Annotated in this window: 16 protein-coding genes; 14 read left to right on the plus strand and 2 right to left on the minus strand. The window is 49.8% G+C overall.

Annotated features, from left to right (window positions below):
• The first annotated feature begins 128 nt into the window (after positions 1-128).
• The 5 genes from DFR27_RS00455 to aroE all read left to right on the plus strand — a co-directional run bounded on the left by DFR27_RS00455 (position 129) and on the right by aroE (position 4,675).
• Positions 129-1,145, plus strand: a complete 1,017-nt coding sequence (locus DFR27_RS00455; protein WP_121875492.1) for a LysM peptidoglycan-binding domain-containing protein — start codon at positions 129-131, stop codon at positions 1,143-1,145.
• Positions 1,146-1,174: 29 nt separating this feature from the next.
• Positions 1,175-2,212, plus strand: coding sequence for a DNA-processing protein DprA (gene dprA / locus DFR27_RS00460; RefSeq protein ID WP_121875493.1), 1,038 nt, complete (start codon positions 1,175-1,177; stop codon positions 2,210-2,212).
• A gap of 160 nt (positions 2,213-2,372) precedes the next feature.
• Positions 2,373-2,939 carry an L-threonylcarbamoyladenylate synthase gene (locus DFR27_RS00465; protein WP_121875494.1) on the plus strand — a complete coding sequence of 189 codons (567 nt, stop codon included), beginning with the start codon at positions 2,373-2,375 and terminating at the stop codon, positions 2,937-2,939.
• Positions 2,940-2,951: 12 nt separating this feature from the next.
• The gene (gene hemF, locus DFR27_RS00470) at positions 2,952-3,872 is read left to right on the plus strand and encodes an oxygen-dependent coproporphyrinogen oxidase (protein ID WP_121875495.1); all 921 of its coding nucleotides are present in this window, start codon (positions 2,952-2,954) and stop codon (positions 3,870-3,872) included.
• Positions 3,869-4,675: a shikimate dehydrogenase gene (aroE, locus tag DFR27_RS00475; RefSeq protein ID WP_121875496.1), complete on the plus strand. Its 807-nt coding sequence runs from the start codon at positions 3,869-3,871 to the stop codon at positions 4,673-4,675. Before hemF ends, aroE begins: the two co-directional genes overlap by 4 nt.
• Positions 4,676-4,683: 8 nt before the next feature.
• Here the strand turns inward: aroE and DFR27_RS00480 are convergent, their stop codons facing one another.
• Positions 4,684-5,223: a gamma carbonic anhydrase family protein gene (locus DFR27_RS00480; RefSeq protein WP_121875497.1), complete on the minus strand. Its 540-nt coding sequence runs from the start codon at positions 5,221-5,223 to the stop codon at positions 4,684-4,686.
• 77 nt (positions 5,224-5,300) lie between these two features.
• On the opposite strand from DFR27_RS00480, the gene DFR27_RS00485 reads away from it, so the two are divergent.
• The 9 genes from DFR27_RS00485 (at position 5,301) to DFR27_RS00525 (ending at position 12,456) form a co-directional block, all read left to right on the plus strand.
• Positions 5,301-7,328 (plus strand): M3 family metallopeptidase, encoded by a 2,028-nt coding sequence (locus DFR27_RS00485; RefSeq protein WP_121875498.1) that lies wholly within the window; start codon positions 5,301-5,303, stop codon positions 7,326-7,328.
• Positions 7,321-7,560, plus strand: a complete 240-nt coding sequence (locus DFR27_RS00490) for a YheV family putative zinc ribbon protein (protein WP_121875499.1) — start codon at positions 7,321-7,323, stop codon at positions 7,558-7,560. Before DFR27_RS00485 ends, DFR27_RS00490 begins: the two co-directional genes overlap by 8 nt.
• Before the next feature lie 67 nt (positions 7,561-7,627).
• Positions 7,628-8,314 carry an AzlC family ABC transporter permease gene (locus DFR27_RS00495; protein ID WP_121875500.1) on the plus strand — a complete coding sequence of 229 codons (687 nt, stop codon included), beginning with the start codon at positions 7,628-7,630 and terminating at the stop codon, positions 8,312-8,314.
• Positions 8,311-8,622 (plus strand): AzlD domain-containing protein, encoded by a 312-nt coding sequence (locus DFR27_RS00500; protein WP_121875501.1) that lies wholly within the window; start codon positions 8,311-8,313, stop codon positions 8,620-8,622. The genes DFR27_RS00495 and DFR27_RS00500 overlap by 4 nt, the downstream gene beginning before the upstream one ends.
• A 76-nt stretch (positions 8,623-8,698) precedes the next feature.
• A complete protein-coding gene (locus tag DFR27_RS12625) occupies positions 8,699-9,874 on the plus strand; it encodes an RHS repeat-associated core domain-containing protein (protein WP_211327517.1) in 1,176 nt (391 codons plus the stop codon).
• 2 nt (positions 9,875-9,876) lie between these two features.
• Positions 9,877-10,251 carry a hypothetical protein gene (locus tag DFR27_RS00510; protein ID WP_121875502.1) on the plus strand — a complete coding sequence of 125 codons (375 nt, stop codon included), beginning with the start codon at positions 9,877-9,879 and terminating at the stop codon, positions 10,249-10,251.
• A gap of 173 nt (positions 10,252-10,424) precedes the next feature.
• Positions 10,425-11,396 carry an RHS repeat-associated core domain-containing protein gene (locus DFR27_RS00515; protein WP_211327518.1) on the plus strand — a complete coding sequence of 324 codons (972 nt, stop codon included), beginning with the start codon at positions 10,425-10,427 and terminating at the stop codon, positions 11,394-11,396.
• On the plus strand, positions 11,393-11,941 hold the full coding sequence (locus DFR27_RS00520) for a hypothetical protein (RefSeq protein ID WP_121875503.1): 549 nt from the start codon (positions 11,393-11,395) through the stop codon (positions 11,939-11,941). Before DFR27_RS00515 ends, DFR27_RS00520 begins: the two co-directional genes overlap by 4 nt.
• Before the next feature lie 92 nt (positions 11,942-12,033).
• A complete protein-coding gene (locus DFR27_RS00525; protein ID WP_121875504.1) occupies positions 12,034-12,456 on the plus strand; it encodes a hypothetical protein in 423 nt (140 codons plus the stop codon).
• Positions 12,457-12,529: 73 nt separating this feature from the next.
• Here the strand turns inward: DFR27_RS00525 and DFR27_RS00530 are convergent, their stop codons facing one another.
• On the minus strand, positions 12,530-13,792 hold the full coding sequence (locus DFR27_RS00530) for an MATE family efflux transporter (RefSeq protein ID WP_121875505.1): 1,263 nt from the start codon (positions 13,790-13,792) through the stop codon (positions 12,530-12,532).
• Between the last annotated feature and the right edge of the window lie 33 nt (positions 13,793-13,825).

Genomic DNA, 13,825 nt, shown 5'->3' on the forward strand with positions numbered 1-13,825 from the left:
GTTGCTAACATAGTATTAATTAAGCCAAGATGTAGTTGGCGAATTGCGAATTAAACGACATTAATTGTCTCTACCGCATTATACACTAATCCAAACCATCGCGGACTACTGCATAACAGGATGATTGAATGAAAGCGAAAGCATTAGCATTGGCAGCAGGTTTCTTCCTAGGAGCTAACGCCGCAGCGTTAGATCTAGCTGATAACCACCCAGACACCTACACGGTGGTGAAGGGCGATACGCTCTGGGATATTGCCGGAATTTTCCTCGATCAACCGTGGCAATGGCCGGAAATTTGGGTAGCCAACGATCAGATTGAAAACCCCCACCTCATTTACCCTGGCGATGTCTTACGCTTAGTTTATCGTGACGGTAAACCCGTTTTGGAAGTGGTTCGAACCATTAAAATGAGCCCCGAGGTTCGTGTGGTTCAGTCCGCAGCACCTGTTACAACCATTCCATTGGAGCACATTGAGGCGTTCCTTCAGGGTGCACAGATCTTTCAGGATGAAGAAAGCTTCTTGGCCAACCCATATATGATTCAGGGTGCGCAGCAGAACTTAATTGTTGGTCAGGGACAGCAAGTCTTTGCCCGCGGAGAGTCAGGTTGGGCGGCAGCAGCGCAACATTACGGTGTTTATCGCGGCGGCAATACCTTGGTTGACCCTATTACCGAGGAAATCCTAGGCTTTGAGGCAGTAGAGATTGGCGCGCTAAGCGTATTAGATGAAGGTGATGACATTGCGCGCTTAGAAGTCACGCGCAGTCGAATGGAAATGCGCCCAGCGGATCGTGTGGTTGAGTTGAACCAAGAAGACTTAACGCCGCTTTATTACCCTGCCGCACCTAATGCGGAGATTGATGCCTTGATCTTAGCCGTTGATGGCGGCGTTAGTCAGGTGGGTAACATGAGTGTCGTGACGGTTAATAAAGGTGCACGTGAAGGCCTAGAGCCGGGTCATGTATTAGCTATTTGGAAAGCGGGTGAGGTAGTGCGAGACCCTGTCACAGGTGATGCTATTCAGCTTCCAGAGCAATATGCGGGCGTATTAATGATCTTTAAACCCTTTGATAAAATGAGCTACGCACTCGTCTTAGAGGCGGATCGACCACTTAAAGTAGGTGATTTTGTCCGCACGCCTTAGTCGTTAGTGAGAGGTGGCTCGGAGAGATTATGAGCCACTTATTACTAACGAAACTCTGGATTACTAGCGTACCCAAAATTCCCGATGCACTGCGTCGGGATTTTTTTCGCCTGGGCTATTTACCCTATGTCCCGCTCGCCTTCAAAGCACGTTATATAGGCTGGCAGCAGGCACCCGAAAAAGATCCACTCTACTCACTGTTAACGGAAGCCGCTGAACAAGTAGCCAGCAAAACCCTTGTGGCGCTATTTTTGGGTGAGCCAGGATACCCCGCGCAGCTCACTCGTTTGAGCGATGCGCCTGTAGCGTTGTTCGTGCGAGGCAATGCTGAGGCACTCAACCAGCCACAGTTGGCGGTTGTAGGAAGCAGGCGTTGCAGTGCCCATGCAGCGGCGGTGTGTAGGCGCTGGTTGCCTGCGGTCTGTCATGCAAACATCGTTATTACCAGCGGCATGGCCTTAGGCGTTGATGGGCTTGCCCACGAGGCAGCGCTAGCGGCTGGAGGGCAGACCGTTGCGGTAATGGGATCGGGCATTGACTACTGCTATCCTCCCCAGCATCAAGCGCTCTACCAGCGGATCATGCAGTACGGTTGTATCGTGAGTGAGCGCCTTGGTAAGGTTCCACCACGACACTTTGACTTCCCGCGTCGCAATCGCATCATCGCTGGTCTAGCTGCCAGTACGTTAGTGGTAGAGGCAAGACTTCGATCAGGAAGCTTAATCACCGCCGATTTAGCGGCGCGTTTCGGGCGAGAGGTGCTAGCGGTGAGCGCCAGCCCGCTCGATGCCGCCGCGCTAGGCTGTCTTGAACTCATCCGTAACGGTGCCCGCCCAGCATTATCACCAGATTGCCTGATTGAAAGCGTTTTGGCGCAACACCAATGGGACCATCAACCAACGCAGCAACTGTTGCTTGCCTTAGCTTCAGGCGGAGTTTCAAGCGATGAGCTCGCCCACCACACAACATTAACGATGCCCGATGTTATTGCGGAATTGGCCACGCTGGAGGCTGAGGGTAAGGTGGAGCACCGAAGCGGTTTGTGGTTTCCAACTCATATGGCCTGATAAGCTAGCTCGGCCAAGCGCAAGCCCAGCGTTAACTTGCCTAGCACAATGTGCCCTGCTTTAAGGTCACTCAAAATCGCCAACACCCAAAAACGCGAAACAGGTGTTACAATCGCATACTAGTAAAGCTTGAGCACCAGCATGACGGACACCAGCAAGTATGAGTAGCAACTTACTAAGCGCCTCTGATCGGGCAAGAATTATCGCGCTATACCAATCAAATGGCGTCTTCGCCTATCCAACCGAAGCGGTTTGGGGGTTGGGTTGTAACCCCTTCAATCGCACGGCGGTGGAGCGGATTCTTGCGCTAAAAAAACGTCCAGAAGATAAGGGTTTGATTGTCGTGGCGGCTGATTTATCTCAACTTGAGGCGCACCTGGAATTAACCCCAGAAATTATCGCCCGCATCACCACACCGCAGTCGAGATCAACAACCTGGTTAGTGCCCTGCCCTGAGTCTATGCCAAGCTGGGTTCGCGGCACTCATACCCAGCTGGCTGTTCGCTTTAGTAACCATCCGCTTGTAAAGCTGCTGTGCGAAAGCGTGGCAGGCCCAATCATCTCAACCTCTGCGAACCCGGCAGGTTTGTCGGAAGCATTAAGCGAAGCCGAGACAAGAGCCTATTTCGGTGACGGTGTAGATTGCTATGTTCGTGGCAGCTTGGGTGATGATCCCCGCCCTTCACAGATTATTGATAGTCAATCCGGCGCGATTTTACGCAGCTGAGTTAGGAGACCTATGAGCAACTCAATCAACATTGAATCGGTTAAACAGTGGCTGCTTTCCCTGCAGGATGCTATTTGTGAAGGCCTTGAGGCTTGCGACCAAAAAGCAACCTTCCAAGAAGATGCTTGGACAAAGCCCTCAGGTGGAGGTGGTCGTACTCGGGTCATTACCCAGGGTAATATTATTGAGAAAGGCGGCGTTAATTTTTCCCACGTATTTGGTGACAATCTTCCGCCATCAGCTTCCGCAGCGCGCCCAGAGTTAGCCGGACGCTCGTTCCAGGCTATGGGTGTTTCCTTAGTTATTCACCCACATAATCCTAAAGCGCCCACCTCGCATGCGAACGTTCGCTTCTTTGTAGCAGAGAAGGAAGGTGAAGAACCAGTTTGGTGGTTTGGCGGTGGTTTTGATCTCACGCCAACCTACGGCTTTGAGGAAGACTGTATTCATTGGCACCAGGTGGCTAAAGATGCCTGTGACCCCTTCGGCGCGGAAATCTACTCCGAGCTGAAAACCTGGTGTGACAACTATTTCTATCTAAAACATCGCGACGAAACCCGGGGAATTGGAGGGTTGTTTTTTGATGATTGGACACGAGGTGGATTCGAACAGGCCTTTGCGTTCACCCAGTCGGTGGGCGAAGCTTATCTCCCTGCTATTGTTCCAATCCTCGCCAAGCGAGCACCTATGCCATTTACCCAAGCACAGCGCGATTTCCAGCTCTATCGCCGAGGCCGCTACGTGGAATTTAATTTGGTGTTCGATCGTGGTACTTTGTTTGGCCTGCAGTCTGGCGGAAGGACTGAGTCTATCTTGATGTCACTACCGCCGCTCGCACGTTGGGAGTATAACTACCAACCCGAAGCTGATTCCGCCGAAGCACAGCTAACTGAATATTTCTTAAAACCACAAAATTGGTTAAAGGTGTCATGAAAAAATTTCTTGTTCTTGGAAACCCAATTAAACACTCTCAATCGCCGGTTATTCATCGCCAGTTCGCACAACAACTAGGGTTAGAGATCAGTTATGACAAAGCCGAAGTCCCGCTCGATGATTTCGCCAACTTTGTGAGAACATTCTTTGCGGAGGGAGGTGAAGGATTGAATGTTACCTTGCCTTTCAAGGAGCAAGCCTTTGCATTAGCAGATGTTGTCAGCCCCAGCGCCAAGGCGGCTCGGGCGGCGAACACCTTAAAAATGAAGAATGGCGAGCTACATGCCTACAACACAGATGGTCGCGGTATGCTTCAGGATATTACCCATCGTTTGGGGTGGTCGGTTCGCGGTAAACGCATACTAATAGTTGGCGCGGGCGGCGCCGTGAGAGGGATACTTCAGCCATTGCTCTCTGCGAGCCCAGAAGAAGTAGTGATTGTTAATCGAACCTTCGAAAAGGCGCAGAAACTAGCCGCTGAATTTGGCGTCTACGCCCAGCCAATCAATGCCATCGAAGGTAGCTTCGACATGATAATTAACGCCACTAGCGCTGGTTTAGATGGTTCGGATATCGAATTAGCGGCAACTATTGTTACCGCACAAACACAGTGCTATGACATGCTGTACCAGGTAGCTGAGACGCCATTCATGGCGTGGGCGAAGAGCCTAGGTGCGAGTGAAATGAGTAGTGGCCTAGGAATGTTAGTGGAGCAGGCTGCGCTGTCATTTAATATCTGGCACAGCCAGTCACCTGATACTCGCCCAGTTTTTGATACTATCCGCCAGCAGCTAAACCTCTAGCTGTTGGCTTAGTTTTCGCTTAGGTAGTCATCTTTAAGTTTGACGTAGTTTCCAGCCGTGTACTTAAAGAATTTACGCTCCTTGTCTGTTAGGGGGCGTGCCTGTTTGGCGGGGCTTCCCATATACACGTAGCCTGATTCAAGGCGTTTCCCTGGTGGTACGAGGGTGCCGGCACCAATGACCACTTGATCCTCAATCACGGCGCCATCTAACACTTTAGCGCCAATGCCTATTAGCACCTCGTTGCCTACAGTACAGCCATGTAAACAAGCTTGATGGCCAATGGTCACATCATTGCCAATAGTCAGCGGGTAACCGTCTGGGTTGAAGGGGCCAGCGTGAGTGATGTGCAAAATAGCGCCGTCTTGTATCGAGGTTCTTTCGCCAATCCGAATGCGATGCATATCGCCGCGAATAACGGCCATTGGCCAAACCGATGAATCGTCACCGAGTGTGACATCACCAATAATTCGTGAGCTATCATCAACCAATACACGTGCGCCCAATACTGGTTGGCTACCTTTATAGCTAGATATGGCTTCTTTCATTCTGCACCCATTGTAAGCTGACTAATTGCCCCCATAATAACCTGTAAGCAAACGACAAAAAACTGAAAAGGCTGTTTATGACGAATCCACTCATTGGTCCGCAAGCTACACCTCCCTTCCATCACTTTCCGATTGAGCAGGTAGAGACGACTATTAACGCAATGCTCAGCGATGCGCGTGCGCAGATAGCGAAGTTTGAAGTGGAGGACACCATTGATTGGCATTGGTTAGCGCGTATTGAGGCGCTCGATGACGAACTCAGCAGAGCTTGGTCGCCAGTCTCTCACCTCAATAATGTCTGCTCTACGGATGAGCTACGTAGCGCTCACGATCACTGCATTCAGGCATTAACAGCTTGGCACACCGAACGCGGTCAAAATGAAAAACTGTTTAAGTGTTATCAACAGTTGGCGGCACGATCAGATGGAACGGTAGCTCAGCGCACCGCGGTTGAGCACGCGATACGTGGCTTCAAACTTTCGGGAATTGGCCTACCGGCTGAACAACAGCAGCGCATTGCCGAATTGAAGCAAAACTTGGCTCAACTCAGCAATGACTTCTCCAACAACTTGCTCGATTGTACCCAAGCTTGGACCGAACACCATGAGGACGCTAGTCAACTAGCGGGCTTGCCCGCGGCCAACCTAGCGGTAGCTAAGGCAGCAGCTACCGCCAAATCATTAGCTGGCTACCTACTTACCCTAGATGCCCCGCAATATATGGCAGTAATGATGTTTGCTGACAATCGCGCGCTGCGCGAAAGGTTGCACAGAGCCTTCGTTTCCCGTGCTTCGAGTGCGCCACACCATGATGCTAAAACCGATAACAGCCACAACGTACAGCAGATTCTAACTGCGCGTGGAGAGCTGGCTGAATTGTTAGGTTTTGACAACTATGCGCAACTCAGCCTGGCCACCAAAATGGCCGAAAGTGAAGAGCAGGTACTCAACCTACTAAACGATCTTGCACAGCGTTCTTCTGCGCAGGCGAAGGCCGAATTCGCTGAGGTGGAGAGTTTCGCTTCAGAGCTCGGTTTGGCCCCTGTTCAACCGTGGGATGTGGCCTATGTTTCGGAGAAGATTCGCCAACAGAACTACCAATTGTCACAGGAAGAACTTCGTCCCTACTTCCCAGTGGACCGTGTTGTAGGCGGCCTGTTCGAAGTCGTGAAGCGCTTGTTCAATGTTGACATCCAGCGAGACGACACCGTAGCGACTTGGCATAAGGATGTGGGTTACTACCACTTACTAAAACAGGGGCAGCCCATTGCTAGCTTCTACTTTGATCTCTTTGCGCGTGAAGGTAAGCGCGGTGGTGCCTGGATGGACGATTGCCGAGTGCGTCGTGTGGACGAAAGCGGTACACAGCTCCCGGTGGCCTACTTAACCTGTAACTTCACCCCGCCCAGTGATGAGATTCCAAGCCTGTTATCGCACGATGAAGTCACCACACTGTTTCACGAGTTTGGGCATGGTTTACATCATATGTTGACCGAAATTGACGTGCCGGCCGTATCAGGTATTAATGGCGTGGCCTGGGATGCGGTGGAACTACCTTCTCAGCTGCTTGAAAACTGGTGCTGGGAGCCAGAGGTCATTCCGCTAATCTCAGCGCACTACGAAACTGGCGAAGCCCTGCCTCAGGCATTGCTAGAAAAATTGCTAGCGGCGAAGAACTTCCAGTCCGCTCTTTTCATGGTGCGTCAGCTAGAGTTTGCTATTTACGATTTTGAGCTACACGCAGAAACGCGTGCTGCCGCAACACCGAGTGCGCTGGAAAAGTTGGCGGAAATCCGTGCCCGCTTATCCATTGTGCCAGCTGTTGCTGAAAACGCTTTTCCGCTATCGTTTGCGCATATTTTCGCCGGCGGTTATGCGGCGGGTTACTACAGTTATAAATGGGCAGAAGTCTTGTCAGCAGACGCCTATTCGCTTTTCGAGGAGCTGGGGATCTTTAGCGAGGCAGCCGCAGCTAAATTGTTCAATTGTATTTTAAGTCGGGGTGGTTCTGAGCCTGCAGCGGATCTCTATCGAGAATTTAGAGGTCGCGATGCAACCATCGATGCCCTACTTCGCCATAGCGGAATTGAGGAAGCTCATGTTTAAGTCAAATAAGCGTTTCATTGCCGGTGCGGTGTGCCCTAAATGTAAGGCGCAGGATCGGCTGGTGATGTATCGCGAGGATGAAACCAACTATCGCGAGTGCATAGAGTGTGGTTTTAAGGATGAAATGCATATACATTCCGCCGGTGGCGAGCTAGAGACACGGGTTAATCGTACCGAAGAAGAGAAGAAGTCGGCGGTGCAGATTATTGACCTCTCTGGTCTGAAAAAATAGCGGCTAACGCAATTCACCATTAACCACAGCAAAATTAAGACTAAGACTAGGGGCGAACGGGGAATCAATGCAAAGCAATTCGCAACAGTTTAAGCGCGGCTCGCTCGCAATGATGCCGCTAAGCCTCATTGTGCTGCCTTGGGGAGTTCTCACCGGCTCATTAGCAATGGATGCTGGGTTGGGTGAGCTGAGTGCCGTAGCGATGAGTCTATTGGTGTTCGCGGGTGCTGCACAATTGGTAGCCTTGGGGTTAATAAAGGCCGGCGCAGGGATTTTTACCATCCTTCTCACTACCCTGTTCATCACCTCTAGGCACTTTCTCTACGGCGTCGCCATGCGATCAAAAATTTCCAGTAGGCCGTTAAATTGGCGTCTCTCTCTGGGTTTTCTCCTTACCGATGAGCTGTTTGCTGTCTGCGGCATGCAACGCGATGAAGACTTCAATCTTTGGTTTGCCCTCGGCGCTGGATTGAGCTTCTATGTTGCGTGGAATCTTTCCACTATCGGAGGCATTTTATTGGCCTCTCAAGTGCCGGAGCTCTCCGAGTACGGCTTGGAGTTCGCGATCGCAGCCATTTTTATCGCCATGGTTGCGCCAGGCGTTAAGACCTGGGCCGCCGCAACGGCAGTGGGGGTGGCGCTACTACTCTCAGTTGTCTTTAGTCTATTTGAAATACCGGCAGCCATTGTACTAGCTAGCTTAGTGGCTATGACCTGCGCATACTTCGTGGACAGTGTGGAGCGTGCCCAATGATTTGGTTGACTATAGCGGCTATGTTCGCGATTGTTTTTGCCAGTAGATATATCTTTCTGGAACCACGGCTACCAATCCGACTAGGAACCAGAACTCAGCGTTTCCTATCCTTCACCGCTCCGGCTGTTATGACGGCTATTTGGGCGCCTATTGTTTTTATTCAACAACAGCAGCTAGTGGTTTCGCTCTTCAATCCTTACCTCGTAGGTGCGCTCGTCACAGCAGTCGTGGCCTTCACAACCAAGCGCGCGCTGCTGGCAGCGGTATTGGGCATTTTTGCGTTTGCTGGATTGATGCTGCTAGGTTAATAGACCTCCTAGCTATCAACGTTTTGGAGAAACGTGGCGAACCTTTGGCGACACTACCCGTGGAGCAATCGCTTGAGTGATAGATGCGTTAGGCCGACAGACCTCACACTTTAACGATTACGCGAATCAACCCACCGCGATTAGCGGCACCAATCGCAACGGTCAGAGTGTTAATGCGAGCTATGTTTACGACGGGCATCATCGTCGCGTAAAGCAAACGGTGAACGGCACAACAATTTACTCAGTGTACGGAAGCCAAGGCCAATTACTTCACCGCTTAAACGCAACGACCAACACCGCCACCGATTACATCGCAATCGCAAATACTACCGTGGCTGAAGTCGAGCGGGTTGGAAGCAACGATACCGTGCGCTATCCGTACTTCGATCACTTGGGCTCAGCGGTGAAAATGGGCAATGCCAGTGGTGGGCTCATATCCAGCGAACAAGCTATCTTTTTGCCTTTTGGTGAGCGATGGGGCACAACAAATCAAGCGGCGAATGGGCGTGGCTTTACCGGTCATGTTGATGATACCGAGCTAGGCCTAACCTATATGCAGGCGCGCTATTACGATCCGGTTATTGGGCGGTTTTATTCGAATGATCCGGTGGGTACGCTGGGACATTTTCAGAATGGCAATATTCAAGGATTTAATCGTCACGCTTATGCCAATAATAATCCGTATAAATACACTGATCCTGATGGGATGGATCCGTTTCTAGTTGGGAGGCCACTGAAACAACCACTCGGTAATTTTGCTGGCCATATGTTTATTGTTACAGGAGCAAAATTTGTTGGGGATACAGGGCCAAATGTTAAGTTCTATCCATACGGTCAAAATTCAGACGGTAATTTAGGCCTGCTAAGTTCTAGTAATGAAGGTGACCTTTCAAAAGGTACTACTGTAACAGATAAAGCTTTTTCGGGAGGGTTGTCTAGAGATAGCAACTCTGCTTCGTTAATTAATGCAAGTGACGATGTTGTCGATTCCATAGCTGACTCCTTAGTAGCCGATCAACCCTATGATTTACCCAATGTATCCTTAGAAGACAGTGGGACCATAGCTATAGGAATACCTGTACGCCCAGTAACACCTCCATCCGTGACAATGACTGGGGTAAACAGTAATAGTGCGGCGCAAGCTGTGGCAAACCGAGCGGCTGGACAAACAGTTGCTCAACCTAAGTCTCCGGGAGCATTTGGATATCCGGGGGCAGAGAATGCCAATAAGATTCATTTTAATGAGCAATAGATATGAAAGGCTTAAGATACCTCAGTTTAGTTGTAATTATTATTGGTTGCATAATTTTTTGGCGATCAGAAAATTACTCAGTAGAATATTTGCATGGCGAATATAAAGGAGTCGCTATAGGTGATAGCAAGCAATCGGTTGCGAATCTTTTGATAGAAAAAGGCATTGATGGCTACTCATTTATTACTTTAGAAAAAGACAGCTGTGTAATGATATTTCCCATTTCTAAAGGAAACATGGATGAATGGTTTAATTCTGATATTTGGATTCTTACAAAATCAGATAACGGTTCGTATCTAAAGTCCATCAGAATCATTTTCGAAAACAATAAAGTATCCAAAATAGATTCGTGGAGTCGTTGGTTCGAAAGTCCATAATGCTCTTACAATTGAGAAATAAAAACTAAATAGGAGAGGCATATTCGTTTTTACTCAGCTTTACTAACGATTACGCGAATCAACCCACCGCGATTAGCGGCACCAATCGCAACGGTCAGAGTGTTAATGCGAGCTATGTTTACGACGGGCATCATCGTCGCGTAAAGCAAACGGTGAACGGCACAACAATTTACTCAGTGTACGGAAGCCAAGGCCAATTACTTCACCGCTTAAACGCAACGACCAACACCGCCACCGATTACATCGCAATCGCAAATACTACCGTGGCTGAAGTCGAGCGGGTTGGAAGCAACGATTCCGTGCGCTACCCCTACTTCGATCAGTTGGGCTCAGCGGTGAAAATGGGCAATGCCAGTGGCGGTCTCATTAATAGCGAACAAGCCATCTTTTTGCCTTTTGGGGAGCGATGGGGTACAACAAATCAAGCGGCGAATGGTCGTGGATTTACCGGGCATGTTGATGATACCGAGCTTGGCCTAACTTACATGCAGGCGCGCTATTACGATCCGGTGATTGGTCGATTCTATGCGAATGATCCGGTAGGTACGCTAGGACACCTGCAGAATGGCAATATTCAAGGATTTAATCGCTACGCGTATGCGAATAATAATCCGTACTCGTATGTGGATCCGGGTGGACGTGAGGTAGTCTGGGTAGGTACAGAAGACGAGATTGAATATGCTAGAAGCGCAGTGGAAGAGGCTAGGAGACTCTCTAAAAATACCAATCGAGACCTTGAAGCTTTAGAGGCATCTCACCACGTTCATGTAATTCAAGGCCGCCCTTACAACACTCACCGCTCGAAAACTATCGCAGCAGGGGGTGGGTCGTTGGTCAACCCGGATGGCACGGCAGGTGTCGGGTCGGGGTCATACATAACAATTGGTTATGAAGCGGACCCGCTTGATGGCACTAAACGAGCTGACCCTGCTACAACTGCTGCTCATGAAATTGGCCATGCTCAGGACTTAGATTCAGGCGTATATCCAAGAGATCCCGACACTTTAATTAGAATAGGTCCGAACGGTCAGACAACGCCGAAAGATGAGGTGGGTTCGCTAAGAAACGAAAACGAAGTTCGAGCCGCTAAAGACATGAAGATAAGGGAATATTACAACCAATGACTTTATGTAAACACTTAACTTGGGTGATGCTAATCGCGGTGTCCACCCTTTGCATAAAAACTGTGTCTGAATCAGATGACCAATTTGATAGAGAAGATGCGGGATTACCTGAGTCTGCTACTAGGAGCTTTGATTCGGCGATCAAGCTCTGGGGGTGGGAAACTAGTTTTACCGAAATACTTCAATCGGTCGATGACGAGGATAACTACTTTATTGTGCTGGAAAAGTCGGGGTTTTGGGGGTTTGTTGTTTCCGGAAAAGACTTTATTTCTATCACGTATTATTCGCCACGACATTCAGATCCATTCGAATGTAATGCGCAGACTCAAATGTTTAGCTCGAGTAACCCTTGGTCGCTTCTAGATCAAGACCATACTCGCTATCCAACAACAATAATAACGGATCCCCTAGAGTTTATCGTCGTAGAGAAATCTGACGACTTTTACAGAGAGGGGTTGTTTGTCGTTCGTGACACTTATACAGATGACTTCTTTGAGAACTATAGAACAACTCTTCTTAGCGTCATGGTTGAGTCTTGTCTGTAGCTCAGATTTTGTAGGAGCAAGCCCCATGGAGGGGGTTGTAGGCTACTTTTTTACCATCATACTTTTTCCCAAATTATTCATCATACGATTGTTTGAAAAATAGACAGCTTTCCCAAAATACCATCGATCGCGAAAATAACTTTACCGAACTGTGGTCTCTCAGCTTTACTAACGATTACGCGAATCAACCCACCGCGATTATCGGCACCAATCGCAACGGTCAGAGTGTTAATGCGAGCTATGTTTACGACGGGCATCATCGTCGCGTAAAGCAAACGGTGAACGGCACAACAATTTACTCGGTCTACGAAATCCAAGGCCAATTACTTCACCGCTTAAACGCAACGACCAACACCGCCACCGATTACATCGCAATCGCAAATACTACCGTGGCTGAAGTCGAGCGGGTTGGAAGCAACGATACCGTGCGCTATCCGTACTTCGATCACTTGGGCTCAGCGGTGAAAATGGGCAACGCCAGTGGCGGTCTCATTAACAGCGAACAAGCCATGTAACCCCCCCCGAAAAAAGACAGCGGTTTTAAATAGAGCGCTTCATCCAAATTGGTTTCGGCTCCAACTACCCACACTACGCCTTCGTAACAAACCACCGCTGCCTAGCCCGAAGCCAGTGCCCGGTCATCAGCACGCTTCTGCTGGAGTTTAGTGCGATAAATGCCAACCAAAGCCCATCATTACCCCAGCTTTGGCTGACGTACCAAACGCTGAGGTATATGATCACGCTAACTACCATAATATTGCGCATCGCCGCGTATTCGCCCGCCCCAATATAGAGGCCATCAAGCTGATAGCTCAGGATTGATACCAGCGGTATTAAAATAACCCAGGGCAGCGCCGCATTCGCCACTTGCAGAATATCCGTCTGTTGGGTGAAGAGGTTTAGAATTTCACTACCCGCTAAGTAATACATTAGGCTAATGAATAGCGCACACACTAGCGCCCAAATTAACGCCGCACCAGTATGGGCCCGAAAGGCCTTGCGATCTTTGCTACCAATAAAGCGTCCAGCCAAACTCTCGGTAGCGTGCGCGAAGGCGTCCAAGGCGAAAGCACTGGCCGCCACAAGCTGATAAAGAATGGCGTTGGCGGCGAGTGTTAGTTCGCCTAAACGTGCACCCTGTGAGGTGAAGAAGGCAATTGCAAAGAGCAAAGCCAAGGTGCGAACAAATAGCGCGCTGTTGGCCTGAATGAGGTGGCGCCATCCCGCCATCCACTCTTTAGGCTTAGTTAGTTGGAATTTGCGCCGGTAGTGCAGTAGATAAGCCACAGCAATAAATGCCCCAACGTACTCCGCGATAACACTTGCCAATGCGGCGCCCTCTGCGCCCCAGCCAAACAACAGTACAAAGATCAGATCACCTGCTATGTTGAGTAGATTAGTTGCCACGGCAATAACTAGTGTGGCCTTGGCGTTACCGATACCTAATAGCCAGCCTACGGCAACGTAAGTCGCCAACACGGCTGGCATGCTGAACAGTCGAATGGCGAGGTAGTTGTTAGCAATAGCGCTGGTGGCTGAGTTGGCCCCCATAGCTGAAATAGCCGGCGAGCGCCAGAGCCATTGGGACGCCAAAATGATCAGTGAAATAGCGCCTGCTAACATCAGCCCTTGAATAATGAGTCTTGATAGCTGCTCTTGATCATTACTCCCGTAGGCGTTAGCTGTTAATCCAGTGGTGCCCATGCGGAGAAAACCAAATCCCCAATACACAAAGGACAAAATGGCCGTGGCGATGGCGACCGCGGCGAGGTCCGTGGGACCATCAAGATGTCCTAAAACGGCGGTATCCACAAAACCCAAAAGCGGAATTGAGAGGTTTGTAACCAGCATTGGGCCCGCCAAGGCCAAAACGCTCCGATGTGT

It is taken from the genome of Umboniibacter marinipuniceus (assembly GCF_003688415.1).
Lineage (GTDB): Bacteria > Pseudomonadota > Gammaproteobacteria > Pseudomonadales > DSM-25080 > Umboniibacter > Umboniibacter marinipuniceus.

What these genes read in the sequence shown, in the direction of transcription:
- DFR27_RS00455 (WP_121875492.1), top strand. Translation starts at nt 129, where the DNA reads ATGAAAGCGAAAGCATTAGCATTGGCAGCAGGTTTCTTCCTAGGAGCT.
- dprA (WP_121875493.1), top strand. Translation starts at nt 1,175, where the DNA reads ATGAGCCACTTATTACTAACGAAACTCTGGATTACTAGCGTACCCAAA.
- DFR27_RS00465 (WP_121875494.1), top strand. Translation starts at nt 2,373, where the DNA reads ATGAGTAGCAACTTACTAAGCGCCTCTGATCGGGCAAGAATTATCGCG.
- hemF (WP_121875495.1), top strand. Translation starts at nt 2,952, where the DNA reads ATGAGCAACTCAATCAACATTGAATCGGTTAAACAGTGGCTGCTTTCC.
- aroE (WP_121875496.1), top strand. Translation starts at nt 3,869, where the DNA reads ATGAAAAAATTTCTTGTTCTTGGAAACCCAATTAAACACTCTCAATCG.
- DFR27_RS00480 (WP_121875497.1), bottom strand. Translation starts at nt 5,223, where the DNA reads ATGAAAGAAGCCATATCTAGCTATAAAGGTAGCCAACCAGTATTGGGC.
- DFR27_RS00485 (WP_121875498.1), top strand. Translation starts at nt 5,301, where the DNA reads ATGACGAATCCACTCATTGGTCCGCAAGCTACACCTCCCTTCCATCAC.
- DFR27_RS00490 (WP_121875499.1), top strand. Translation starts at nt 7,321, where the DNA reads ATGTTTAAGTCAAATAAGCGTTTCATTGCCGGTGCGGTGTGCCCTAAA.
- DFR27_RS00495 (WP_121875500.1), top strand. Translation starts at nt 7,628, where the DNA reads ATGCAAAGCAATTCGCAACAGTTTAAGCGCGGCTCGCTCGCAATGATG.
- DFR27_RS00500 (WP_121875501.1), top strand. Translation starts at nt 8,311, where the DNA reads ATGATTTGGTTGACTATAGCGGCTATGTTCGCGATTGTTTTTGCCAGT.
- DFR27_RS00510 (WP_121875502.1), top strand. Translation starts at nt 9,877, where the DNA reads ATGAAAGGCTTAAGATACCTCAGTTTAGTTGTAATTATTATTGGTTGC.
- DFR27_RS00520 (WP_121875503.1), top strand. Translation starts at nt 11,393, where the DNA reads ATGACTTTATGTAAACACTTAACTTGGGTGATGCTAATCGCGGTGTCC.
- DFR27_RS00530 (WP_121875505.1), bottom strand. Translation starts at nt 13,792, where the DNA reads ATGCTGGTTACAAACCTCTCAATTCCGCTTTTGGGTTTTGTGGATACC.